At 70.6% G+C, this 24,472-nt stretch carries 14 protein-coding genes, 1 tRNA gene and 1 riboswitch; of the genes, 10 read left to right on the top strand and 5 right to left on the bottom strand.

The genetic code is table 11. From position 1 onward, the window contains the following. Positions 1-12: 12 nt before the first annotated feature. The 3 genes from AC6I0Y_RS06075 to AC6I0Y_RS06065 all read right to left on the bottom strand — a co-directional run bounded on the left by AC6I0Y_RS06075 (position 13) and on the right by AC6I0Y_RS06065 (position 3,133). Complete coding sequence (locus AC6I0Y_RS06075; RefSeq protein WP_497730130.1) at positions 13-810, bottom strand: lipoprotein intramolecular transacylase Lit; 798 nt, start codon at positions 808-810, stop codon at positions 13-15. A 181-nt stretch (positions 811-991) separates the two neighbouring features. Continuing rightward, the gene (locus tag AC6I0Y_RS06070) at positions 992-2,368 is read right to left on the bottom strand and encodes an ATP-grasp domain-containing protein (RefSeq protein WP_160710459.1); all 1,377 of its coding nucleotides are present in this window, start codon (positions 2,366-2,368) and stop codon (positions 992-994) included. A 168-nt stretch (positions 2,369-2,536) separates the two neighbouring features. Continuing rightward, positions 2,537-3,133 carry a TetR/AcrR family transcriptional regulator gene (locus AC6I0Y_RS06065; RefSeq protein ID WP_497730128.1) on the bottom strand — a complete coding sequence of 199 codons (597 nt, stop codon included), beginning with the start codon at positions 3,131-3,133 and terminating at the stop codon, positions 2,537-2,539. Positions 3,134-3,483: 350 nt separating this feature from the next. On the opposite strand from AC6I0Y_RS06065, the gene AC6I0Y_RS06060 reads away from it, so the two are divergent. Next, positions 3,484-5,070 carry a radical SAM/SPASM domain-containing protein gene (locus AC6I0Y_RS06060; protein WP_497730126.1) on the top strand — a complete coding sequence of 529 codons (1,587 nt, stop codon included), beginning with the start codon at positions 3,484-3,486 and terminating at the stop codon, positions 5,068-5,070. 379 nt (positions 5,071-5,449) lie between these two features. Beyond that, a riboswitch (SAM riboswitch) is annotated at positions 5,450-5,539 on the top strand. A 9-nt stretch (positions 5,540-5,548) separates the two neighbouring features. Beyond that, positions 5,549-6,814: a methionine adenosyltransferase gene (gene metK / locus AC6I0Y_RS06055; protein ID WP_497730125.1), complete on the top strand. Its 1,266-nt coding sequence runs from the start codon at positions 5,549-5,551 to the stop codon at positions 6,812-6,814. Between the two features lie 1,628 nt (positions 6,815-8,442). On the opposite strand, the gene AC6I0Y_RS06050 is transcribed toward metK, so the two are convergent. Then, the gene (locus tag AC6I0Y_RS06050; protein ID WP_497730123.1) at positions 8,443-9,402 is read right to left on the bottom strand and encodes a putative endonuclease domain-containing protein; all 960 of its coding nucleotides are present in this window, start codon (positions 9,400-9,402) and stop codon (positions 8,443-8,445) included. A gap of 821 nt (positions 9,403-10,223) precedes the next feature. Between AC6I0Y_RS06050 and priA the strand changes: the two genes are divergently transcribed. The 3 genes from priA (at position 10,224) to AC6I0Y_RS06035 (ending at position 15,685) form a co-directional block, all read left to right on the top strand. Continuing rightward, a complete protein-coding gene (gene priA / locus AC6I0Y_RS06045) occupies positions 10,224-13,079 on the top strand; it encodes a replication restart helicase PriA (protein ID WP_497730121.1) in 2,856 nt (951 codons plus the stop codon). Between the two features lie 240 nt (positions 13,080-13,319). Beyond that, a complete protein-coding gene (locus AC6I0Y_RS06040; protein ID WP_497730120.1) occupies positions 13,320-14,669 on the top strand; it encodes a protein kinase domain-containing protein in 1,350 nt (449 codons plus the stop codon). A 47-nt stretch (positions 14,670-14,716) separates the two neighbouring features. Further along, on the top strand, positions 14,717-15,685 hold the full coding sequence (locus AC6I0Y_RS06035) for an FHA domain-containing protein (RefSeq protein ID WP_497730117.1): 969 nt from the start codon (positions 14,717-14,719) through the stop codon (positions 15,683-15,685). Positions 15,686-15,740: 55 nt separating this feature from the next. On the opposite strand, the gene AC6I0Y_RS06030 is transcribed toward AC6I0Y_RS06035, so the two are convergent. Further along, positions 15,741-17,648: a leucine-rich repeat domain-containing protein gene (locus AC6I0Y_RS06030; RefSeq protein WP_497730116.1), complete on the bottom strand. Its 1,908-nt coding sequence runs from the start codon at positions 17,646-17,648 to the stop codon at positions 15,741-15,743. A 441-nt stretch (positions 17,649-18,089) separates the two neighbouring features. Between AC6I0Y_RS06030 and rpoD the strand changes: the two genes are divergently transcribed. The 5 genes from rpoD (at position 18,090) to AC6I0Y_RS06005 (ending at position 24,405) form a co-directional block, all read left to right on the top strand. Continuing rightward, entirely contained in the window at positions 18,090-19,211 is a 1,122-nt protein-coding gene (gene rpoD / locus AC6I0Y_RS06025) for an RNA polymerase sigma factor RpoD (protein WP_370520322.1), read from the top strand. A gap of 256 nt (positions 19,212-19,467) precedes the next feature. Next, the gene (locus AC6I0Y_RS06020; protein WP_497730115.1) at positions 19,468-22,245 is read left to right on the top strand and encodes a class I SAM-dependent methyltransferase; all 2,778 of its coding nucleotides are present in this window, start codon (positions 19,468-19,470) and stop codon (positions 22,243-22,245) included. Between the two features lie 109 nt (positions 22,246-22,354). Continuing rightward, positions 22,355-23,671, top strand: coding sequence for an NCS2 family permease (locus tag AC6I0Y_RS06015; protein ID WP_497730114.1), 1,317 nt, complete (start codon positions 22,355-22,357; stop codon positions 23,669-23,671). A 147-nt stretch (positions 23,672-23,818) separates the two neighbouring features. Further along, positions 23,819-23,893, top strand: a tRNA-Asn gene (locus AC6I0Y_RS06010). A 62-nt stretch (positions 23,894-23,955) separates the two neighbouring features. After that, on the top strand, positions 23,956-24,405 hold the full coding sequence (locus AC6I0Y_RS06005) for a GNAT family N-acetyltransferase (RefSeq protein WP_160710275.1): 450 nt from the start codon (positions 23,956-23,958) through the stop codon (positions 24,403-24,405). The last annotated feature ends 67 nt before the right edge of the window (positions 24,406-24,472 follow it).

Here is a 24,472-nt window from a genome sequence, read left to right as displayed (position 1 = left end):
GTCATCCTTCTTCTACGATCTTCGGTCGGGGCCGCGCCGCATGAGGCGGCGGCCGGCCACGAGGGACAGTATAGACATACCGCCTGTCACGGCGAGCCACGTGGCGGCCATCCCCATCCAAAATGCGAGCGGGTACATGCTGATGAGCAGCGAGTCCCATGAGAACGTCCAGTTCCCCTGAGGGAAGAGCACGGCGTGGAAGGCGGCGAACAGCCCGTTGAAGTCGAGCGCGCCCCACAGCCCCAGCACGGCGAAGGCGGCGATGACCACGGCCGGGGCCGCCATGAGGGCACATCCGGCTAACGCGCGCCGGCTGCGGACCATGAGGGCCGCCAGGGCCAGGGCGCCGGCGGCGGTGGCCGCGAGCGCGAGGGGAGCGGCCGCGCCGATGAGGCGGTTGCAGTCATCGAGGTGCGAGAGCGCGTCGGCGTCGAGCGCATAACGATCGCTCAGGCGCGCGAGGGCCTCCATCGTCTCGATGGCGCCTGCGTCGGCGTCCAGGGCCTCGCGGGCCCGGGCCGACCACTCGCCGGCCGTGGGCGCGCCCTCCGCGGCGGCGCGACGGGCGGCGTCGGTCACCTCGGCGGCCAGGGCCGCGCGGGCCGCGTCGTCTCCGTCGGGCCGCCCGTCCACGGTGTAGGCGCGGGTGGCCTGGGCCAGGCGCGCCAGTTCGTCGGCGGGATAGGGCGACCCCTCGCCCGTGCTGACCGCCCCGGCCAGCAGCGCCGTGGTCACCGGCGCCGCGCAGGCGCCGAACCCCGCGGCCACGAGGGCCACGGCCAGGCCCACGGCTGCCATCGCGGCCAGCACGCGGTCTCCGATTCCCGGTCCGCGCCGCTTGGGCCCTGCGCCCGAGGGCGCGCTGCCGCGCCCGCCTGTCGCGTCGGCGCCAGCCCCCGCTCCGCGCGCCTCGCCCGCGCCCGCCCGTCCGGCCCCCGCGCCGCGCGCTCCCGCGCCCGTCGCGCCGTCTCGCCCGCCCGCCTGTCCGGCGCTAGTCGCCATCGCAGTCCACCCAGATGGTGGCCGCGGTGATGCCGCGCATGTCCTTCGAGATGGTGGGCAGCGGCCCCAGGCGGCTGAAGACGCCCTGGAAGCGCCCGTCGTAGAGGTAGAGCCCGTTGAGGTTGTTGTACCAGGCCGGCTCCGTGGTCACGGCCCCGTCGGGCAGGTCCTCGATGCCGGTGTCGGGCGGCAGCGTCTCGGTCTTGAACGGGCGGATGTAGCGCTGCACGATGAAGGGGTGCCCCGCCGCGCCGTTGGCGAAGGCGTCGATGAGCTCGCCCCACCGCTCCTCGCTCTGGGCGCAGCCGGCGTACACGTCGTCGGCGCCGTAGTGGTCAGAGGGCTTGATGATCCACTCGTCCTTGTTGGCGCGGATCTGGGCCAGGTTGACGGCAGAGTCGTCGAGGAAGGCGGTCAGGGGCACCGTCTCCTCCACGAAGCTGATCTCCTCGGCGGTGAGGAAGTCGCAGGTCTCCGGCTTGAACAGCACCTCGAAGATCTGCTTGTCGTGGACGATGTGCCCGGCGAAGCTGCCGATGAGCGCCACCTTCTCGGCCCGCACCGCCTCGATGAGCCCCTGAGACTCGTCCCAGTGGTCGATCACGTCGTTGGTCACGCAGCGCCGCCAGATGGCGTCCACGCGCCCCCCGCTCGCGTCGCGCAGCGCCTCGCCGTCGAAGGAGAGCTCGCGCACGTCGGCCACCGCGCACTCGTAGCCGCGGCCGCGGAACAAGTCCGCGAACAGGTGGAACTCGTCCACCACCCCGTTCTCCAGGTAGTCGCAGATGGCGATGCGCGGCTTCTCCACCCGGTGCTCGTAGGTGGCGTAGATGCCCAGGAAGGCGTCCACCCACGGCTCGAACAGGTCGCAGCCGCGCACGGCGTGGCCCTCGGAGAAGACGCGGAAGGCCTCGGAGGCCACGATGGAGTTGGTGATCTCGCGGTTCTCGTTCATGCCCGACGAGCCGTCGCCGTTGAACTCGCAGAAGCGGATGCGATAGTCGTCCTCGTCGAGGAAGGTGTCCACGCGGGCGAAGGGCAGCAGCGAGTCGTAGCCGCGCGGCAGCAGGATGAGCTCCTCCAGGCGCGGGTCGAAGTCGAAGCAGCGGCGATAGGCCGGGTCGTCCAGGTAGCGCTGGATGACCTTGCACAGGATGCGATGGGCCGTCTCGGCGGTGTCGCGCATCACCTCGTAGGTCCGCTGGTTGAACAGGCGCGGCACGAAGGAGCAGTCCACCACGCGGTGGTGCACGATGGCGGTGGAGGCGCGCATGTAGGCCAGCGAGGCGCGGCGGCTGGGGATGTCGCCGTCCAGGTCGTCGATGATCTGGAGGTAGGCGCGGGTGTAGTCGGCGTTGGTGTCCATGGGGCCTCTTTCCGGGAGGGGGATTCGTCCGGGCCATCTTAGCACGCCCCGCCGTGCCCGGGCGCCCCGCACCGGCCGCTGCCATCGGGCCGTTGTCGGGCGCGCGACCCGTCGGCCGGGGAGGGGCGCCGCGCGTTCGGGCGGCACCCCCGGCGTGCGGGCGCGGCCCTAGCTCGTCAGGTGAAACAGGTGGGAGTCGCCGGTGGTGCGCTGCACGTGGTCCACCACGGCGCCGATGGGCGTGTCGGGCTCGTTGAGGAACCAGTGGACGAACACGGCGAGCGTCCCGGCCAGGAAGAAGCGGATGAGGTAGTCGAGCCCGGGCTGGTCCAGCTCGGCTGCGGGCGGGTTGCTCTCCACGATGGCCTGGCGCACCGGCTCGCAGAGGGCCTCCACCATGGAGTCCACCGACAGCTCCCGGGCCACGCGGCGGTAGAACTCCGGGTCCTCCTGGAACATGGCCGCCAGCTCGGTGACCACGGTGCGCAGGTTCACGGTGATGCCGTCAGGCTCGCGCCCCACCACGAGCACCTGGGTGATGCGATCCACCACGAGATGCCCCTGCTCCTCGGCCAGCTCGTCGAGGGAGGCGTAGTGCAGGTAGAACGTCTTGCGGTCGATGTCGGCCTCGCGGGCGAGCGCGCTCACGGTGATCTTGTCGGCGCCCTGGCGCACCACCAGGTTGCGGAAGGCGGCCTGGATGGCCTTCCGGGTGCGCACCACACGGCGGTCGAGCTTGGGCGCGTTCTCGTCGCTGGCTGCCATGACGCCTCCTTTCTCCCCACTCCCGCGAAGGGGAGGGAGTAGTCAACAAAGATGACCGGTCTGCCCATTGTTTCCCGTTGGGGTGCTTCCTATACTACCCGAATATAACTTAAGCAACACCCGTGAATTAAATGATATATGAGCTTGTTTCGTGGCTGAGGAACGCCTTGGCTTCGTGCGGCTCAAATTTCGCTTTTGACCTGGAGTTTTCGGTTTTGTAACAACCGACAGCCAGGCGCGTGACGAACGGCGGGACTGCTTAAGCGAACCTTCTTAGTCATGGAAGAATCACGAGAGCCCGTGAGGGACGGGCACTGCTGAGAGCTATCTTTCTATGGAGGCGAACGCACATGAGACCGATGGACTTTGCGAAGCGCACGGCGGCCAACAAGCTGGTGGACTACCTGTGCGAGGATCCCGCCCGCAACATGGGCAAGGTGATGGACAAGATCAACGCCCTGTGCCCCGAATCCCTGTTCCCGGCCCAGCGCGAGGCGTTCACCCACGTGGTGGCCGACCCGGACAACAACATGTACCAGCTCATCATGCGCCTGATGAACCTGAACCCCGCGGTGCGCAACGACCTGCTCAAGACCTTCCTGGTGGACGCCAACCTCGTGGCCTGGGGCGTGCAGGAGAAGATGCGCGAGAAGTACCAGTGCAACATCCCCTGGGCCATCCTGCTCGACCCCACGAGCGCCTGCAACCTGCGCTGCACCGGCTGCTGGGCCGCCGAGTACGGCCACAAGCTCAACCTCACCTACGAGGAGATCGACTCCATCATCTGCCAGGGCAAGGAGCTCGGGGTCCACATCTATATCTACACCGGCGGCGAGCCGCTCGTCCGCAAGCACGACCTCATCCGCCTGTGCGAGGCCCATCCCGACTGCGCCTTCCTCTGCTTCACCAACTCCACCCTCATCGACGAGGAGTTCTGCCAGGACATGATCCGCGTGAAGAACTTCGTGCCGGCCATCTCAGCCGAAGGCGACGAGGCCGCCACCGACGGACGGCGCGGCGAGGGCGTCTACCAGAAGGTGGACGCGGCCATGGACCTGCTCCGAAGCCACGGCCTGCCCTTCGGCGTGTCCATCTGCTACACCCACGACAACGCGGCCTCCGTGGCCAGCGAGGCGTACTTCGACTGGCTCATCGAGAAGGGGGCGCTGTTCGCGTGGATCTTCTCCTACATGCCCGTGGGGGTGGACGCGCCGACCTCGCTCATGCCCGATCCCGTCGACCGCGAGCGGCTCTACCGCTTCAACCGCCAGGTGCGCGCGACCAAGCCCATCCTCACGCTCGACTTCCAGCATGACGGCGAGTTCGTGGGCGGCTGCATCGCCGGCGGGCGACGCTACCTCCACATCAACGCCGCGGGCGATGTTGAGCCCTGCGTGTTCATCCACTACTCCAACGCCAACATCCGCGAGAGGTCGCTGCTCGACTGCCTGCGCTCGCCCCTCTTCATGGCCTACTACGAGGGCCAGCCGTTCAACGACAACCTGCTGCGCCCCTGCCCCATGCTCGAGAACCCGGACTGCCTCGAGGAGATGGTGGAGCGAAGCGGCGCCCACTGCACCGACCTGCAGGCCCAGGAGAGCGCCCATGAGCTGGCCGAGAAGTGCCGTCCCGCGGCGCGCGCCTGGGCGCCCGTGGCCGAGCGGCTGTGGACTGACCCTGATGACGAGCGCGCCGCGCTGCGCAACCGCACCTGCAGCGGCTTGGCCGACAGCGACCTCGACCGCCTGGCGCGCCAGGGCCGCGTGATGCGCGGCGCGTTCGACCCCGAGCGGGCGGTGGACGAGTACGCGCTCGACCCCGAGCTGCGCGAGGAGCTGGCGGACGCGCTGGACGGAGGCGCGGCCCTGGCCGAGGCCGACGCCGCGCTGGAGGCGCCCGCGGTCGCAGCGCCCGCGCCGATGCAGCGGGCGAGCTAGGACGCGCGGGCGCCGAGGGGGCGCGGGTGCCGAGAGGCGCCGCGCGCGAGGCGGTGGCGCCGGCGGACGGGCGCCGCGAGTGTGCCTGGGCCTGCGGGGTCCGGGGGTGCCCGGGGCGGCGATGCGCGCCGGCCGCATGGGGTGGCGGGCGGAGCCGGGACGCGGCTGCTTCGCGCGGGGCGCCGGGGCGCGCCCGTCGGGCGTCGACGGGTCGCGTGCCGGGCTCGGCCGCACCGCGGGCCGGGGTGCGGGGATGCCGCCTTCTCCTGCCTGCTCTTCTCGCGTCCGCCTGCCGAGGGCGGGCGCTGCATGGGGGACGCGCGTCCTTGCGCGGGCCGGGCGTTCACGCTACCATGGCGCGATGCGTGTTTGCGCGAATCCGTTATCCAGAGTCGGGGGAGAGAGTTGGCTCTATGATCCCGGCACCAACCTGGCGCTGCCAAGGTGGTCCAGCCGACACCGATGAAGGAGGAACTTCATGGCTGAGAAGCACTCATCGTACCTGTTCACGTCCGAGTCCGTCACCGAGGGCCATCCGGACAAGATGTGCGACCAGATTTCCGACGCCATCCTCGACGCCATCCTGGCCAAGGAGGCTGAGCTCGAGCGCGAGGGCTACGTGGCGCCGTCCGGGCAGCCCGCCGACGTGAGCCAGGTGCGCTGCGCCTGCGAGACGCTCACCACCACGGGCACCGTGTTCGTCACCGGTGAGATCCGCACCCAGGCTTACGTGGACGTGCCCGCCATCGTGCGTGAGGTGGTGCGCGAGATCGGCTACGATCGCGCCAAGTTCGGCTTTGACGCCGACACCTGCGCGGTGATGAGCTCCATTCACGAGCAGTCGCCCGACATCGCCCAGGGCGTCGACGAGTCCTGGGAGGCCCAGCACGGCGAGGCCGCGGCCGACCCCTACGAGTCGGTGGGCGCCGGTGACCAGGGGATGATGTTCGGCTATGCGTGCAACGAGACGTCCACGCTCATGCCGATGCCGATCTATCTGGCCCATCGCCTGTCCGAGCGCCTCACCGAGGTGCGCAAGAACGGCACGCTCGACTTCCTGCGCCCCGACGGCAAGACCCAGGTTTCGGTGCGCTACGAGGACGGCCGCCCCACCGCGGTGGAGAAGGTGGTCGTGTCCACGCAGCACTCCGACGACATTGACCAGGCCGCCCTGCGCGACGCCATCGTGGAGACGGTGGTGCGCCCCGTGTTCGAGGCTGAGGGCGTGGCGCTGGCGGATGACTGCGAGATCTACGTGAACCCCACCGGCCGCTTCGTCATCGGCGGCCCCATGGGCGATGCGGGCCTCACGGGCCGCAAGATCATCGTGGACACCTACGGCGGCATGGGCCGCCATGGCGGCGGCGCGTTCAGCGGCAAGGACTGCACCAAGGTGGATCGCTCGGCTGCCTACGCGGCGCGTTGGGTGGCGAAGAACGTGGTGGCCGCGGGGCTGGCCGATCGCTGCGAGGTGCAGGTGGCCTACGCCATCGGCGTGGCGAAGCCGGTGAGCGTGATGGTGGAGACCTTCGGCACGGCGCACGTGCCCGAGGCCGATATCGAGCGTGCCGTGGACGAGGTGTTCGACCTGCGTCCAGGTGCCATCATCGACGCGCTCGACCTGCGCCGGCCCATCTACCGCAAGACGGCGGCCTACGGCCACTTCGGCCGCGAGCTGCCCGAGTTCACCTGGGAGCGTACCGATCGCGTGGACGCGCTGCGCGCCGCCTGCGGCCTGGCGTAGGGCGCTTGGGCGCGGGGCTCCGGCGAGCGCGGGCCGGCTGGGCGCGCGTTGGAGCGGGGCGTCGGGGGCGGTGACGTGAGGCGCGGGATGCCGGCCGGCTGGGCGCTGGCGCGGGGGGGCGCCGGGGATGCGGGCGCGGTGGCGCGCTGGCGCCGAGGTGCCGACTGGCGGGCGCGCGTTGACGCGCTGGTGCGAGGCGGCAGGCGCGGGCGATTTGGGATTTCTGGCCAATTTGGCTGCGGTTTACGCGGGAGGGGCCGCCCCTGAGAGGGGCGGTCCCTTCTTTATCCTACGGTGACCTGGGGATAGGCAATCTGTCATGTGATGGCGGGCGCCGAATGCGGGCGCGACTTGCGTAAACCATGGTGAAAGTGGCCAGAAAGTCGCCTGGCCGCTGTTTGCGCGTCATGCGTCTCGGACGCGTGGCGGGGGCGCCCCCCGTGCGCCCCCGGCCGGTTGGGCGTAGCTCGCGGTTGCCAGGCGCTGACGCAGCGCGCCGCCTGTGGCCTGGCGTAGGGCGCTTGGGCGCGGGGCGCTGGCGGGCGCGGGGGGCGCCGGGGATGCGGGCGCGGGCGCTGGTGCGGGGCGCCGGCGGCGGCCGCGGGGCTGGCGAGGCCGCGGCGCCCCCCTCGCGGCTGCGGAGCCTTGGCGTGTTGGCGCCGGGCGAGGCGATCGGCGGGCGTTGGGTGCGGGCGGACGTGTTGGCGCGGGGCACGGGCGCTGGTGCGGGGCGCCGGCGGCGGCCGTGGGCTGGCGAGGCTGCGCCAACCCCGCGGCCGCGGGCCTTGGCGCGCTGGTGCAGGGCGCCAGGCGCGGGCGATTTGGGATTTCTGGCCAATTTTGCCACGACTTACGCTGATTGCTCCCCAATTACTGCGCGACTGCTGGGCTTCGGTTTGCGTATCCCCAGGTCGGAAAAGGGGAGCGGAGGAGACTACTCCATCGGGGCGCCTTATTTAGCGTAAACCATGGGGAAAGTGGCCAGAAACCCTGAAAGCGCTTGCGTCTCCCACCTGCTGCCGTGGCTGGCTGCTTCAAGCGCTTGCGCCGTGCCGACAATGCCAGAATCGAGGGATTCGCCGTGACCTTTGTGCGAGTGATGCGATGACGGTGTCGGCTGCGAGTTGTGCGTCCTGCTGTCGTGGGGCCTGCGAGAAGGCCCCGTTATTCCGCAGCCGCGGCTCCGCTTCTGCTGTTGGCGGTGCCGGCGATCTCAGTCTGCGCCGGGGTGCTTGCGGTTGGGAGTGGCTGCGGCTCTGCTCGCTCTTGGTTGCGGGAGTTGGTGTCGGGCGTACGGCAGCGGAGGTGGCTGCGGGCCGCGCGGAAGGCGGCAAGCCGCGTCCGTGCCGACGGGCAGCCGTGATCTGCGCCACGCCCAACAGCCGGGTTTCTCTGATACCGCCGGACGGCCGCGAATCGTGCCGACGCCGCGCGGCCCCGCGGTTGCCGCGGCTTCGTCGGCCCCGCGTCTGCCCGGCGATGGCTTGCGGCCCCCTTGCCGCCTGGGCGCCCGATACCGGCCCCTCCCACCCAGGCGCGAGGGGCCCACGCGACCGCTGCGACCGGCCCGATGACTCTCCCTCCCGGGCGTGAGGGTCGCAGGCTTGTCCTCCTCTTTCGCCGCCCTATCAGGCGAAGAGCTCCGGCGGCAGGCCGTAGCCGCGGGGGAGCGCCTGCAGGGAGCGCCTGCGGGCGGGAAAGTCTGCCACGCGCGGGCGAATGCGCTCGTCGAGTGCGCGGGCTATCCGATAGGCGAGCTCGTCCAGGCTGCGTCGTCCGTAGAGGTGCCCGGAGGTGACGACGGCCACCGTCCAGCCGTCGGCCCCCATTCCCTCCCGGCGCATGATGTCGCGGGCGTGTTGGGCGATGGTGAGATGGGTCAAGTTGGAGTCGTACTCGACGGCGAGCCTCACGGTGGGCCAGGCGAGGTCGGCGCAGACCGTCGCCTGGCCCGCGAGCCGCCGCGCGCGGCCGGTGAGCGCGACCGTGTGGTTGAGGCGCGGGCGACTGAGCGCCAGCCCGCCGAGGCGGTGGGGGAGCGAGAGCTGCAGGAACAGGTCGGCCTCCGCCGGCGAGCGCGCTCGGTCGGCAGCCAGGTCGACGGCGCGACGGGTCGCGCGTGACCCGGGCAGCGCCGAGTTGCGCGTGACGAAGGAGCGCACGGAGGCACAGGTGGTGAGCGGTGGGCGCAGCTCCAGCCCGTGCTCGGCCGGCTGGACGGCGGAGAGCCCGCAGAGTGCCATGATGGCCTTCGCGAGCTGCGCCTCGGGGCAGCGTCGTCCGATCTGGACAGCGCAGAGCTCGGGCGAGGCGGCGTAGATACCAGGCGCGACAGGCAGCAGGGCCCCGCGCGGGAGGCGGCGGTCGCAGCGATGGGGGATGAGTCGCTCACTCGGATGGAGGTTGGCCGCCACCATAAGATGGTAAGGGGGCGCGAGATGCGGCAGCGTGCGAGCGAGGTGGTCGAGCGCCGAGGCCGTTGGCCGGCTGTCGCGGCGCAGGTCCGTGACGCACGGCGCAGGAAGGGGCCGGCTGGCGGCCTGGAGCCAATGCTCGTAGGCGGTAGATCCGTAGAGAATCAGAACCATGGCGTTACATCTCCTCTGGTTCGGGCGGGTAGTATAGCAGCTGGCACCGCCAAAGGCGAGGGGCTTTCTCTCTCAACGGTGCCTCGTCGAAGGCGATCTGCCTCCTGGAAATGCCGTTCGCCGAGCGGCCGTCGGCAAGACGCATGGTCTGTCAGCCGCCTGAACGGCGATGCCGCTGCCGGCTGTCGGCGCCGGGTGGGGGCGTTGGCAGCCGTTCTCGGCGGCGCTTCTCGGATTTCTGGCCAATTTCGCCATGGTTTACGCTATTTCATCCGCGAAAACAGGCGAGAAGGCGGATGGCTTCAGCGTTTTCCCAGGTCGCAGAAGCCTGCTTGCTGTCAAGGAGGAAAGAGACAGCGGAAAACGTGGCTAAATTGGCCAGAAACCTGTCTGGTGGCGTGGGTGGCTGTGCGGCATCCCGGGGAAGGGGCCTTCGGCTTGGCGTCGCCCCCAGCCTGGCAGGCGCTTAGCCGGTCGGGCGGGCGAGCCGGCCGCGCCACAGCGGCATCGGTTCGGACTCGGCCCCGCCGTGGCGTGGCGCTGCTGTCCGATGCGTCCGCTACCCGCCCGCTCCGGCACCGCTGCCTTGCTGCCCACCCGGCGGCCACACTGTTACCCGCCCGTCCGATCCGGCGCCCCAGCCTGGTCGCGATCGGCTCGGGGGCCGGGGCCCATCGCGCTCGTGGCCGGTTTCCCTGGCGTCCCCTCCGCCTTGCTGGCCGCGAAGGCCGCCGTGAGGCGCCATCTGTCCCTGCCAACCGCCTGTCGCGCGCCGGCGGGTCGGGGCTGGCGTGGCGGACGCCTGCGGTATACTGGCGGGCATGGAAATCGCCTCGGTCATACTCGACATACCCACCCAGGCCCTTGACGCGCCCTACACCTACCTCGTCCCCGATGCGCTGCGGGCTGAGGGGCGTCCGGTCGAGGTGGGCTGTGCTGTGCTCGTGCCCTTCGGCCATCGCAAGGCCGTCGGTTTCATCGTCGGCCTGGATGATGTGGAAGACGAGGTGCCGGCTGCGGATGAGGGGCCGGCGAGCGGGGAGCCGGAAGAGGCCGGCGACCCGTGGGCTGGGACGCTCTGGGGCGCGGGCGACGCCTCGGCCGGGCGTCCCGCGGCCCTCGGGGACGGCCCTGGCTCGGAGCTCGCGCACCCGATCGGCCTTGGCGGGCCCGGCGCGCGAGGCGCCTCCCGCGCTGCGGCCGTCGACGCGGGGGAGGCCCACTTCGGGTTCGGGGCGCAGTACGAGGCCTCGGCGGCGGAGGCACGACGCGAGCGCGCGGCCGTCGCCGGCATGGACCTCGCGCGCCTCAAGCCCGTCGAGCGCGTGCTCTCCAAGCCCTACTTCGACGAGGAGGGCGCCGCCTGCGCCCGCTACCTTGCCGAGCGCTACGTCGCGCCGCTGTCGGCCTGCGTGCGCCTGTTCACGCCCCCCGGCGGCGTTCCGCGCCTGGTGCGCGGCGCCCATGGCGGCTGGCGGCTGGAGGAGCCGGCGGTGGGGGAGGTGGACGACCGCTGGGCCACGCTCCTGCCCGCCGCAGCCGACTTCACCCCGCGTAAGAACGCGGTGAAGCAGATCGGCGTCATCGAGGCCCTGCGTCGCGGCGATTTGCGCGTGGCTGAGCTGGCTTTGGAGTTCGGCTCGGTCGGCTCCACGCTCAAGGCCCTGGCGGATAAGGGCGTCGTGCGCATCGAGCATCGTCGGCGCATGCGTGGCTTCGGCGCCGCGGCCGCCGGCCCCTCTGCCTCCTGCGCCGCGGGCTCAGGCGCTGCGACCCGGGGCCTCGCGCCCGACCCTGCGCCTGCGTCCGCACCGAAGGCGGCCCATCCCGCCGCGCTTGCGCCATCGGCCGGAATGGCCGCTGCATCGGAATCCGAGGACGTCGCGCTCGACGGCGCGACCATCCCCAGCATCGCCTTCGTCCCCGCGGGCGCCCCTGCGGCCCCCACGCCCGACGACTCGCGCGACCCCGCGTCCGCGGTCCCCGCCCCGGCCAGCGGCGAGGACCCGCGCGAAGCCGCGGACCGCCCGGCCCTCACTCCCGGCCAAGCCGCTGCGCTCGAGGCCATCGACGAGGCGCGCGAGGCGGCGTCGGGCCAGGTGGTCCTCGTGGACGGCGTTACCGGGTCGGGCAAGACCGAGGTGTACCTGCGCGCCATCGAGCGCGTGCTCGCCGCCGGCCGCACCGCCATCGTCCTCGTGCCGGAGATCTCCCTCACGCCCCAGACGGTGGGCCGCTTCCGGGGTCGCTTCGGCGACGCGGTGGCTGTCATGCACTCGCGCATGAGTCAGGGCGAGCGCTACGACCAGTGGGACTTCATCCGCTCGGGTTCGGCGCGCGTGGTGGTGGGCGCCCGCAGCGCCCTGTTCACGCCGCTCGCCAACGTGGGCCTCATCGTCATCGACGAGGAGCACGAGGGCTCCTACAAGCAGGACTCGGCGCCGCGCTACCAGGCTCGCGACGTGGCCGAATGGATGATGCGCCGGGCCGGCGGGGCGCTCGTGCTCGGATCGGCCACGCCTTCGGTGGAGGCGCTCCACGCCGCCGCCACCCGCGAGGGCTGGCGGCAGGTGGCCCTGCCCGAGCGCGCTAACGGACGGCCGCTTCCCCAGGTGGAGGTGGTGGACATGGCCGCCGAGTTCAAGGGGGGCTCGCGGGCCATGTTCTCGGGCCGGCTCACCCGCGCCCTGGGCGAAGAGCTCGCGCAGGGGCGCAAGGCGGTCCTGCTCCTCAACCAGCGCGGCTTCGCGAAGTTCCTGCTGTGCCGCGACTGCGGGTTCGTCCCGGAGTGCCCGTCGTGCTCCACGTCGCTGGCCTACCACGAGTCCGACCGCACGCTGCGCTGCCACCATTGCGACTACCGCGTGCCCGCGCCGCCCACCTGCCCCGAGTGCGGCAGCCCCTACCTCAAGAAGTTCGGCGCCGGCACCCAGCGGGTGGAGGCCGAGCTGCGGGCGCTTTTGGACGGGCTGCTCGGCGTGGGGCCGCAGGTGCCCGTCATCCGCATGGACGCCGACACCACTCGGGCCAAGGGCGCCCACCAGCGGCTGCTCGAGCAGTTCGCCGCCGCCGACGCCGCGGTGCTCCTGGGCACGCAGATGATCGCCAAGGGCCTCGACTTCGACGACGTGACCCTCGTGGGCGTCATCAACGCCGACACACAGCTCCACCTGCCCGACTACCGGGCCGGCGAGCGCACCTTCGACCTCATCGAGCAGGTGGCCGGCCGCGCCGGGCGCGCCGAGCTGCCCGGCCGCGTGCTCGTGCAGACCTACGAGGCCGACGCTGTGGCCATCCGCGCCGCCGCCCGCTACGACCGCGCGCTGTTCCTGCGCGCCGAGCTGCCCAAGCGCCGCGCACTCGGCTACCCGCCCTACGTTCGCATGGCCAACGTGCTCGTGTGGGGCGCCGACGAGCAGGCCGTTGCCCGCGCCGCCGAGGAGCTGCGCGCCCAGCTCGAGCGCCTCGTGCGCGACCACGGCGGCGAGGGCTGGCTCGTGCTGCCCGCCACCCCCTGCGTCCTGGGCAAGCTGCGCAACGCCTACCGTTGGCATGTGGTGGTGAAGGCCCCGCCTGACGCCGACATCTCCGCCGTCCTCACGCGCCTGTTCCGCGCTCGCAAGGCCGATCCTCAGGTCAACGTGGCCGTGGACGTGGACCCGGTGGACCTGCTGTAGCGCCGCGCGCCGCCATTTGTTGCGCAACTCCCTCGGCGCGCCCTGGGTTACAATCGAAACCGTTGAAGCACAACGGTGAGAAACCCCAGGTTATCCGCGAAAAACGAGAGGAGGTGCCGTGGTTGCACGTCACAGGCGCCGCCTGCCCTCCGCAGCCTGCGGCCGCCGGGTTCTCCTCGCCCTCGCATCCCCGCCGGGCGCGCCCGCCCGCGGCGCCTGGCCTTGCCCGAAGGGCCGCCCGTGAGCGGCGAGGAGCTACGCGCGCGGGAGAGGGAGGGCGCCTGCGCCGATGGCCGCCGCGCCTCGGAGGAGGGGCTCGTCGGCGACGCGGCGGCATCCGTGCCCGGCGGCGGAGCGTGGCGCCTCGCGTACGTGACCGACCTTGAGCTGCCCCATCCCCTGGACGCGGCTGGTCGTGATGCCTGCCTGCGCCGTCTCTCCGCGCTGTTTTTGGACGACGCCTGCGCGCGGCGCGGCGGCCTGGGGCGCGTGACCCGCGCCGTCAACGCGACGGGGGAGTCCTTCGCCGTGAAGGCCCTCGTCCTGCCCGACGACGGTCCTGGCGACCCGGCGCGTCGGGCGGAGATCGTCCGCCGCGCCTTCGACGAGGAATACGAGAGCCAGCGCCGGCTCGTCGGGCTCGAGGGGTTCCCGCAGCTCTATGGCCGGGGGATGGTGGACGGGAAGCCGGTCATCATCATGGAGTGGGTGGAGGGCGAGACCCTTGAGCACGCAGCCCGGGCCCTGGCGGTGGATGATGACGGGCGCCTGTCGCCCCTGACGGCGGCGCGGCTGGGTCGTGACCTGTTCGAGCTGCTTGTGCGCATGGATCAGAAGGCGGGCGGCCTCGCCCATCGGGATCTGTCGCCGGCCAACGTGATGGTGCGCACGAGGGAGCTGCCCCTGGCCGATCAGGCGGAGGCGGGCGCCTTCGACCTGCGCATCGTCGACTTCGGATCATCGGCGCTGGCGCAGCGGCGCGAGACCTCGCTCACCGAGGGATTCGGCGCGCCGCGCGGGGCCACGCCCGACTACGCGCCGCCGGAGATGCTCACCGACGACGTGCCCCAGGCCCCGCACGCGCGCGTGTCGCCGGCAGTGGACGTGTACGCCGCCGCGAGCGTCGTCTACGGGCTCGCGTGCGGGAGGCCGCCCTTCGACCTGGGCGCGGAGGGCGAGGTGCGCTCGCCCTACCGCTGCAAGACCGAGGACGCCCCGGCGCCCCTGCGCACGGCCCACGACGCCGCGCCCGATCTGGCCGCGGTGCTGCGGCGCGAGCCGGAGGTGGCCGCCGCGGCGGCGTCTGCGTCTGACGAAGGGCTGCTGCGCGCGGCGCTCGCGTCGGCGGATGCCCGGCTGGGGGCCGTGATACTGCCGTGCCTCGCCGTCGATCAGGCCGCGCGCCCGTCAGCCGTGACTGTCCGCGATGGACTGGCGGCACTGTGCCGGGACTACGCGGACTTGGTGCGCCGCGCTCTGGGCGGGGGAACCCCCGATCTCGCCCCCGCCGGCGGCGCACCCTGCGACGGGGGGGGGGGGTGCGCCCTCCCCGGATTCCTCGGGCCCGCTGAGGCGCCCGCATCCCGGTAACGTCGCCGCTCCCGAACGACCCTAGGCCCCCAAGAGGAGATGCCCCCATGACCCCGACCGACACCACCCCCTGCTTCACGCTGTTCGACGTGCTCAAGTCCCGCGGCGGCATCAGCTACAAGGACACCGCCGCCATGGTGCTCTCCGGCAAGCCCCTGAGCGACGGGCGCAGCCCCGTGAGCCGCGTAGACGACCGCACCTGGGTGTCGCGCTCGGTGGTGCACGCGCCGGCCGGTTCGCTCCCGGACCGCTACTTCTGCGACTTTCCCACGAGCGCCCTGCGCATCGTCGCGCGGCTGAAGTCCCAGAAGGGCGGCTCGATGACGGGCGAGGACATCCTGGCGATGCTGCGCGGAGACGCCCAGCGCCCCATGGAGCGCTCGCTGGCCGCGTGCCATCAGAGCGCGGCGCTCTACCGCAACGCGATGGGGCGCGTGGCCGAGGCGCCGGGGCTCACGGCGGACGAGCACGCCGAGGCGGCCATGGTGCTGTTCGTGGCCGCTGGCTGCTCGGCGGACGCGCGGCGGGCGTCGGCGGCGGCGCTCGACTTCATGCGCACGGCCCACGGTGGGGGAGCGGTGACGCCCGCTCCGGGGCTGGGCGAGCCGGCGACGGGCGCCGGCGAGGGCCGGAAGCCGGTCTTGGGGCTGCTGCGCCTGGTCGGCGGCTCGCCGAGCGGCGCGCCCCGCTGGCTGGCGCCGGGGCCGGAGGGGACGGTGGTGGGCGCGCTCGCCACCGAGGAGGGGGCGCTCAACGACGTGGGCCCCACGGTGTCCGCCCGCCACCTGCGCATCCGCTGCGACGAGGCCGGGCGCTGGCTGGCCGAGGGCCTTGGCTCGCGCAACGGCACCATGCTCGTGGGCGGCCAGGACGGCCGCCGCGTGACGGTGGAGCTCCCCCAGTCCGCCCGCGACGCCGAGGCTGCTCCCGCCGCCATCGAGATCCACCCCGGCGACCAGCTCATCCTCGGCGAGGAGACCGCCTTCCTCGTGCTGGAGGGATACCCGGAGGCGTAGAGAAGGCCGACGCCCCGCGCCGGCCTTCTTCTATCTGTTGATGGGAATGATTAGCTTAGACGAGGTCTTTTCGTATCCATTCGCTGCTTGAGCCTTCTGCAAGAACTCCCCAAGCTTCGATCTTCGACATGTCGGCAACGTTGGGAATGCTCGAGGGGCCATCGAAGCCCTTCTTATAGCACCAGAGCACTTCCAGTGCGGGCAGGGCAGAGGGATCGAAGGTTTGGAGCTGATTGCCTGTGAGGTCAATTGAGCGAAGGCTGTCGCATCCCTTGAGGGAGAGCGAGGTCATCCCATTTGCGCTGCAGTCGAGCTTCTGCAGATTGGCGCAACCGTCTGCGCTAAACGTGGCGAGGTCATTGCCACTGCAGTTCAAATCGACGAGCGAGGTGCAGCCGCTCACGTCAAGGGAGGAGAGGGAATTTTCTTCGCAGTCAACAGTCTTAAGCGATGAGAGCCCGTTGAGGGAGAGCGATGCGAGCTTATTGTAGTTGCAGTCTACTTTCTCAAGCTTTTTGCAGCATGAGAGGTCGAGAGAGCTGATCGCTGCGTTAGACCCTAGATAGAATTCTGTGAGGTTGGGGCAACCGGAGAGGTCGAGTGCCGATAGTCGACCGAGCGGTGTAGATGCTGCCCCATCCTGATATATATAAAGCGCTTCCAGGGAGGGGCATTCTCCTATATCAAGTGTCTCAAGATCCTGCATACCGTGTATGCCAACACCCTTAAGCTCAGTTGATGACTCAATGCTTATAGAGGTTAGAGAGGTGCTTGGCCGGCTGATATTACTTGTCTCCATGTAGACGGACATAACGGGAAGGCTCCCGATGGTGTTGGGTATGGTCAATTCCCGCCCGGAGCCTTGGTAGGCGTCGATCGTAATGCCGCCACCAACGAGCACGTCATTCTTGTAATACCTTATGCCGGAGCAGATGAAGCCGTCTCCCATGTCCTGATGGTTGAAAGTGTCCATCCTGTCGTAGTCACTCGGCTCAATGGGCAGGTTCGGCTGGTTCGAATCCCCGGGCTCGCTCGGCTTGTTCGAGTCGCCGGGCAGGTTCGGCTGGCTCGGCTGGCCGGGCGTGTTCGCGTCCCCGGGCCTGAAGGATCCCTGGTAGCCCGGGATCCACTTGCCGTCGGGGCCCACGAAGCAGCCCACCCACTCGTTGACGGCCATGGAGCCGTCGGCCTTGAGGTAGTAGGGGCCCACCCAGGTGTTGACGGTCATGGCGCCGGAGGGCTGCAGGTGGTACCACTTGCCGTCCACCATCTTCCAGCCGGTCGCCATGGCGCCCGACCCCGGCTCCAGGTAGTACCAGGTGCCCCGGTCGAGCACCCAGCCCTCGGCCATGGCGCCGGATCCCGTGAGGTAGTACCACGCGCCGCCCAGCTGCACCCAGCCGGTGGCCATGGCGCCCGAGCCGTCCATCCAGTACCACTTCCCGTCCACGAGGGCCCAGCCGGTGGCCATGGCACCGCTTCCCGGGCTCAGGTAGTACCAGGTGCCCCGGTCGAGCACCCAGCCCTCGGCCATGGCGCCGGAGCCGCGCAGGTAGTACCACGTCCCGCCCAGCTGCACCCAGCCGGTGGCCATGGCGCCGCTGCCGGGGCTCAGGTAGTACCACGCCCCGTCCACGAGCGCCCAGCCCTCGGCCATGGCGCCGGAGCCGCGCAGGTAGTACCACGCGCCGGCCGAACTCGCCCAGCCGGTGCGCATCCAGCCCGCGTCGTCGAAGAGGTACCACGCGCCCCCGACGCGCTCCCAGCACGACCTGGCGTAGCCGCCCCTGTCGTAGGCGTACCACCACCTCCCCGAGGACTCCCTCCACGAGCCCGCCTGGGCGGCGTGGGCCTCCCCGGCATCGAGCGAGGCCTGGGCCGCCGCGAGGGCGCCGGCGCCCCCGAGCGCCAGGGCGCCGGCGAGCGCCGCCGAGGCGAGCCCGCGCGCTATCGATCTGGACATATCCTTCTCCTTTCTCATGCTGCATGGTCACTCCCGAGGATCCTGCCTTGCCTCGAGAAGGCGATCGCTTTGTGATTACTCCGGATTCCCGCCCCTCCGTTGCGCAACAAATGCCAACGGGGGGGGGTTCGGTGAATGACATGGATTCAGCCCAAAGCCCGCCCTTCGAGGTCGCGTGCCAAGTCTTCCCCCGCCCCCTCCCTTGCCCGCACCTGGGGGTTGCGGTACAATAACCCGCTGTATCTTTGCGCCCATAATGGCGAAGCTATGCCTTGTGACGCCTTATAGGAAGGAAACCGCGTGGCTAAAGCTGCAACGAAGAAATCCGCCAAAACCCAGAAAGCCGCCGAGGAGGCGCCGGTCGTCGAGGAGGTCGTCGTGGTCGAGGAGGCCGACGACGTCGACGGCGACGACCTGGACGCCGAGCCCGCCTCCGGCGCCATCGAGGCTTCGGGCGAGGCCCTCACCGAGGAAAAGATCGAGTCGGACATCGAGGGCGAGGACGAGGATCTGCTCGAGGGCATCCCCGAGGACGAGCTCAAGGCCGCCTCGGACGTGTCGCTGCCCAAGGTCCGCACCACCGCCCGCGCTGCCAAGGCCAAGGCCCGCAAGCGCAACGCCGAGGCCAACGTCACCATGCTCACCGGCGACCCGGTGCGCATGTACCTGAAGGAGATCGGCAAGGTTCCCCTGCTCACCGCTGCGGAGGAGATCGACCTGGCCATGAAGATCGAGGCCGGCGTGGCCGCCACCGAGGAGCTGGAGCGCGCCGAGGAGGACGGCGTCGAGCTCGACCGTCGCGAGAAGCGCCGCCTTGGCCGCATCGAGCAGGTGGGTCTGGACGCCAAACAGCAGCTCATCGAGGCCAACCTGCGCCTGGTGGTGTCCATCGCCAAGCGCTACGTGGGCCGCGGCATGCTGTTCCTCGACCTCATCCAAGAGGGCAACCTCGGCCTCATCCGCGCCGTGGAGAAGTTCGACTACACCAAGGGCTTCAAGTTCTCCACCTACGCCACCTGGTGGATCCGCCAGGCCATCACCCGCGCCATCGCCGACCAGGCCCGCACCATCCGCATCCCCGTGCACATGGTGGAGACCATCAACAAGCTCGTGCGCATCCAGCGCCAGCTGCTTCAGGAACTCGGCCGCGAGCCAACTCCAGAGGAGATCGGCAAGGAGATGGGCCTGCCCGCCGAGCGCGTCCGCGAGATCCAGAAGATCAGCCAGGAGCCGGTGAGCCTCGAGACGCCCATCGGCGAGGAGGAGGATTCCCAGCTCGGCGACTTCATCGAGGACGACGCCGCCGTGGTGCCTCCCGATGCCGCCAGCTTCTCCATGCTCCAGGAACAGCTCCAGAAGGTGCTCGACGGCCTGGCCGAGCGCGAGCGCAAGGTCATCAGCCTGCGCTTCGGCCTGGAGGACGGCCACCCGCGCACGCTCGAGGAGGTGGGCCGCGAGTTCGGCGTCACCCGCGAGCGCATCCGCCAGATCGAGTCCAAGACCCTCGCGAAGCTGCGGCACCCGTCGCGGTCCAGCAAGCTGAAGGATTACCTGGAAGACTAAGACGAAGGGCCGGCATCACGCCGGCCCTTCTCTTGGGAGGGGAAAAGACGGCACGCGGCCTCGCCCCGCCGTCTCCCTGCCACTTTACCGGCAACTCGCGCAAGATCGTTGCGCAACAACGGCGTTGTGGATCGGCCATGAGTCCGAGCAGGCTCCCTCGCCGCAGGCGAGCCAGCCTGCTCGAATCGGCTTTTGCCGGCCGCCTGTGCTACCATTGCCGAGACCTCTGACCGCCCTGCCCATCAGGAGCTTTCCCATGAACCAGAATCCTAGACCGAGCGCCGAGGAGCCCCTCGAGTTCTTCGCGACATGCCTGCCGGGGGCTGAGGCTCTCCTGGCCGATGAGTTGCGCGCCCTGGGCGTGCGGCGTGTGCGGCCGCTCAAGGGCGGCGTCACCTTCTTCGGCGCGCCGCTCGACGCCGAGCGCGTGTGCCTGTGGTCGCGTCTGGCCGGCCGCGTGACGCTCACGGTGGCGCGGGTGAACGCCGGCGACGCCGATCTGCTCTACGCGGGCGCTTACGCCGTGCCCTGGGAGGACGTGCTCGCGCCGGGCGCGTCGCTGGCCGTGCGGGCCCGGGGCACCAACGCCGAGCTGCGCAACAGTCACTTCACCGAGCTCAAGCTGAAGGATGCCATGTGCGACCGCGTGCTCGCACGCCGGGGCGAGCGCCCGGAGGTGGCGCCGAAGGGGGCCGACGCGGTCATCGAGGCACGGGTGCGCGAGGGGCGGGCCACGCTCTCGCTCGACCTCTCGGGCGAGTCGCTCCACCGTCGCGCCTATCTGGACGCCCGCGACGGCGACGACGCGCCGGCGGCCTGCGCGCTGGCCGCGGCGCTCCTGGCGGCTGCCGGGTGGGGGAGCGCCGCGGTGGCGGGCTGGGGGCTCTTCGACGCGGCTTGCGACGACGGCCTCACGATATGCGAGGCGGCCGGCATCGCCGCTGACCAGGCGCCGGGCCTCGTGCGCGAGCGATGGGGCTTCTGCGGCTGGGCGCTCCACGATGAGGGCGCCTGGGCTGACCTGCTCGCCGAGGCCGACGAGCGCTTCGAGCGCGGTCTGGCAGCGCTGGCGGGCGACACCGCGACCGCAGCGGGCGTTGCAGGCCTGGCCGAGGGCGCGGCGGGCTCCGCGGCTACGGGTGCGGAACCTGACTTGGCGCGGGTGCGCATCGTGGGCGTGTCGGCCTCGTCGCCAGCCGTTGCCCGGGCACGCGGCCATGTGCGCGCCGCCGGCCTGCGGCGGGTAGCAAGCGTGGAGGCGGCCTCTCCCGAGGACACGTCCGCCATCGAGGCGCGCCTCGCGGGGGTTTTGGCGGAGATTTCCGAAAAGATGGCCAAAAACACCACGGTTTACGCTGCCGAAGTCGCTCGAAGCGCGGAAACCGTGGCGAAAATGGCCAGAATCGCGGTATCGGAGCGCGAAGCTTGCGTAAACCGTGGCGAAAATGGCCAGAAAAGCGAAAGGAACTCGCCGGCCGCCTCGCTCGAAGCCGGCGCGAACCCAGTCGCCCCGGATCGTGCGGCTGCCGTCGCGACCGGGGAGCCGCCCTCCGCAGCCGTCGCTCCCGAGAGTCCCGAGAGCGCCTCAGCCGCGGCCTCGGGGGCCGCGGACGTCCCGGCTCCGGCTGCCGCCGCTGTTCCCGCTCCCGTCCCGGCGCTGCTCGTCGCGCACGCGGCATCGCTTGACCGCGACCCGTCGGATGCGCGCGCCATCGCCGAGACCGCTGCCTTCATGGCCGCCTGCGCTGCGGCGCCCGCGGGCTCGCGTTTCGCCTGGGCTGGGCCTGAGGGCGTCGCCGGCCGCTTCGGCATCGCGCCTGCCTTCCAGGCCGCGATCTCCCGCGGCCGGGCTGAGGCCTGCCTCGAGGCGTTCGACCAGCCGCCTGCGGCCCGGGCCGTCATCACGGTGCCCGACCCCCAGGGCGGTGCCGATCATGCGGTGGAGGTTCACGACGAGGCTGCCGCCCAGTTCGCCGCCCGCCTGTTCAAGGTGGCGCGCGAGCGCCGCAAGTGGGCGCGGCGCGAGGGCGTGGCCTGCTACCGTCTCTACGATGCTGACCTGCCCGAGTACGCTGCCGCCATCGACCTGTACCAGGGCGCGGGCGACTCCGAGGGCAAGGTATTCGTCCACGTGGCCGAGTACCAGGCCCCGCGCTCGGTCGACCCGGCCACGGCGCGGCGGCGCTTCGAGGACGTGCTGGCCATCGTGCCGGTGGCCCTGGGCGTGCGGCCCGACCACGTGTTCTCCAAGGTGCGCACGCGCTCGAAGGGCGGCTCGCAGTACCGCGACGCCGGGCGGCGCAGCTACGTGGCCCACACTGCCGAGGCCGGGCTCGCCTTCGAGGTAGATCTGGCCGGCTACCTGGACACGGGCATCTTCCTCGACCATCGCGACACGCGGAAGATGGTGGGCCGGATGGCCCGCGGCAAGCGGTTCCTCAACCTGTTCGCCTACACGGGCACGGCCTCGGTCCACGCGGCCGCGGGCGGCGCGGTCGAGACCACCACGGTGGACCTCTCCCAGACCTACCTCGACTGGGCCCGCCGCAACCTGGAGGCCAACGGCTTTTCCTGCGACGGCGCCGGGGCGGGGGGCGCCCGCGACTCCCGCGGCCCGCGCGAAGCCCGCAGCTCCCGAGGCGCTCGTGGCGCCGGCGCGTCCCGGGACGCTCACCCGGCCGTCCACCACCTGGAGCGCGCCGACGTCATGGACTGGATCCGCGACGCCCGTCGCGCCCGGCGCTCCTTCGACCTCGTCTTCGTGGACCCGCCCACCTTCAGCAACTCCAAGGCCATGGGCAAGCGCACCTGGGACGTGCAGCGCGATCACGTGGAGCTGCTCGTGGGCGTGAGCCGCCTTCTGGCCAAAGACGGCGTGGCCGTGTTCTCGTGCAACCTGCGCGGCTTCAAGCCGGACGTGGACGAGCTCGCGCGCCTGGGCGTGGCGATCGAGGACATCACCGAGCGCACCATCCCGCACGACTTCGAGCGCAACCCCAAGATCCACCGCTGTTACCTCGTGCGAAGGAAGTAGCCCGCCCATCAGGGGGAACGAAAACCCGACGTTCTCGCTCCCTGGCGCCCGGAGCATGGTACAGTGGCGGACAGGTGTTTTTTCGCGGCCATCAGACCAAGGAAGGGGAATGTCCATGGAGCAGTTCTTCAAGATTCGCGAGCGCGGGTCGACGGTATCGACGGAGGTGCTCGGCGGTCTTACGACGTTTCTGGCCATGGCCTACATCGTGGCCGTCAACCCGGCCATCCTCTCGGACGCCGGCGTGCCGTTCGAGGCGGGCCTCACGGCCACCTGCGTCGGCGCGGCGGTGATGACCGTCGCCATGGGTCTCATCGCCAACCGGCCCGTCGCCCTGGCCTCGGGCATGGGCATCAACGCCATCGTCGCCTACGGCCTGTGCGGCTCACTCGGCATCGACTGGCGCGTGGCCATGGCCGTGGTGTTCCTCGAGGGCGTCGTCATCCTCGGGCTCGTGCTCGGCGGCCTGCGTAAGGCGGTCATGGATGCCATCCCCGTGGACCTGCGCCACGCCATCGGCATCGGCATCGGCCTGTTCATCGCGTTCATCGGTCTCAAGGGCGCCGGGCTCGTCATCGCCGACGACTCCACGCTCGTGGCCCTGGGCGAGCTTTCCGAGCCGGGCTGCATCGTGGCCCTCGTCTCGCTTGCGTGCGCGGTGATCTTCCAGATCCTCGGAGTGCGCGGCGGCCTGCTCATCTCCATCGTGGTGGCCGTCATCGTGGGCATCCCGCTCGGCGTGACCGCGGTGCCCACCTCCTGGAGCCTCGGGCTCGACTTCTCCACCTTCGCGGCGCCGTTCCAGACGGTGGACGGCCAGATGGCCATCGTGCAGGTGTTCCTGCAGCCGGCCCTGCTGCTGTTCGTGTTCAGCCTGCTCATGAGCGACTTCTTCGACACCATGGGCACGGTGGTGGCCATCGGCAAGCAGGGCGACTTCGCTGACGAGCGCGGAGACGTGAAGGACATCCAGCCCATCCTGACCGTCGACTCCGCGGCGGCCATCGCCGGCGGCTTCTTCGGCGCGAGCTCCATCACCTGCTTCGTCGAGTCCGCCTCCGGCGTGGCCGAGGGCGCCCGCACGGGCCTGGCTAACCTGGTGACGGCCGCGCTGTTCCTCGTGTGCGCCTTCCTCGCGCCGCTGTTCGGCATGGTGTCCGGGCCGGCTACCTGCGGCGCGCTCGTGGTGGTGGGCTTCCTCATGATGACCGATGTGGGATCCATCGCCTGGAAGGAGCCTGAGCTGGCGTTTCCGGCGTTCCTCGTCATCGTGGGCATCCCGTTCACCTACTCCATCACCAACGGCATCGGCCTGGGCTTCATCGCCTACGTCATCCTCATGGCGGTGCGCGGCCGCGTGGCCGAGGTGAAGCCCCTCATGTGGGTGGCGGCCCTCGCCTTCCTGGCGATGTTCATCTTCGTGTAGCCTGCGGCGCGCGGGCGTCGGGGGAGGGCGCCGCGCGTTCGGCCTGCCGAGCGAAAACGCGCGCAAGACGCAAAATTGGGTCTTGCGCGCGGGGCGGGTTTGGGTATAATTCTATCTTGCGCATGGGGCCGGAAGGTCGCATGAGATTCCTCGGTAGCTCAACGGCAGAGCATTCGGCTGTTAACCGAAGGGTTGTAGGTTCGAATCCTACCCGGGGAGCCAGAAACTCGAAAGGCCAGCTTCTCAGCTGGCCTTTTTGCATTTCGATTCCAAGGGAGGCGCTCATGGAAATCACGTTCGGGCAAGGCGCGGAGGCGTTTGAGGACGCGGCGGCGGTGCGGACGCGCGTGTTCGTGGAGGAGCAGGGCTTCAAAAACGAGTTCGGCCCCGAGGACGAGGCGTCGGAGATGATCCACGTGACGCTCTACGGCGACGGGGTGCTGCTCGGCTGCGCGCGGGTGTTTCCGGCCACGCTCGAGCCGGCGCTCGACGATGCGCCGGGGCGTTGGGTCTTTGGGCGGCTGGCCGTGCTGCCCGAGGCGCGCAAGGGCGGGCTGGGCTCGCTTCTGCTGGCGGAGTCCGAGCGCATCGCGCGCGAGGCCGGCGCCACGGAGATGCACCTGCATGCCCAGTGCAGCGCCCAGCCCTTCTACGCGAAGGCGGGGTACGCCGCCTACGGCCCCGTCGAGCTCGACGAGCACGTCGAGCACCAGTGGATGGCGAAGGCGCTCTAGGGAGGCGAGGTCTGCGTTGCCCCCGGCTGCTCGATCAGAGGGCTGTTGCCGGGTGGCCTGTCCGTGC

It is taken from the genome of Adlercreutzia sp. St.1H8 (assembly GCF_059728655.1).
Note: the sequence above shows the minus strand (reverse complement) of the source record. Positions and strands in the feature narration are given on the sequence as shown.

Excerpts from the sequence above, each read along its gene's own strand:
- AC6I0Y_RS06070 (WP_160710459.1), bottom strand. The coding sequence starts at position 2,368 with ATGGACACCAACGCCGACTACACCCGCGCCTACCTCCAGATCATCGAC.
- AC6I0Y_RS06065 (WP_497730128.1), bottom strand. The coding sequence starts at position 3,133 with ATGGCAGCCAGCGACGAGAACGCGCCCAAGCTCGACCGCCGTGTGGTG.
- AC6I0Y_RS06060 (WP_497730126.1), top strand. The coding sequence starts at position 3,484 with ATGAGACCGATGGACTTTGCGAAGCGCACGGCGGCCAACAAGCTGGTG.
- metK (WP_497730125.1), top strand. The coding sequence starts at position 5,549 with ATGGCTGAGAAGCACTCATCGTACCTGTTCACGTCCGAGTCCGTCACC.
- AC6I0Y_RS06050 (WP_497730123.1), bottom strand. The coding sequence starts at position 9,402 with ATGGTTCTGATTCTCTACGGATCTACCGCCTACGAGCATTGGCTCCAG.
- priA (WP_497730121.1), top strand. The coding sequence starts at position 10,224 with ATGGAAATCGCCTCGGTCATACTCGACATACCCACCCAGGCCCTTGAC.
- AC6I0Y_RS06035 (WP_497730117.1), top strand. The coding sequence starts at position 14,717 with ATGACCCCGACCGACACCACCCCCTGCTTCACGCTGTTCGACGTGCTC.
- AC6I0Y_RS06030 (WP_497730116.1), bottom strand. The coding sequence starts at position 17,648 with ATGTCCAGATCGATAGCGCGCGGGCTCGCCTCGGCGGCGCTCGCCGGC.
- AC6I0Y_RS06020 (WP_497730115.1), top strand. The coding sequence starts at position 19,468 with ATGAACCAGAATCCTAGACCGAGCGCCGAGGAGCCCCTCGAGTTCTTC.
- AC6I0Y_RS06015 (WP_497730114.1), top strand. The coding sequence starts at position 22,355 with ATGTCCATGGAGCAGTTCTTCAAGATTCGCGAGCGCGGGTCGACGGTA.
- AC6I0Y_RS06005 (WP_160710275.1), top strand. The coding sequence starts at position 23,956 with ATGGAAATCACGTTCGGGCAAGGCGCGGAGGCGTTTGAGGACGCGGCG.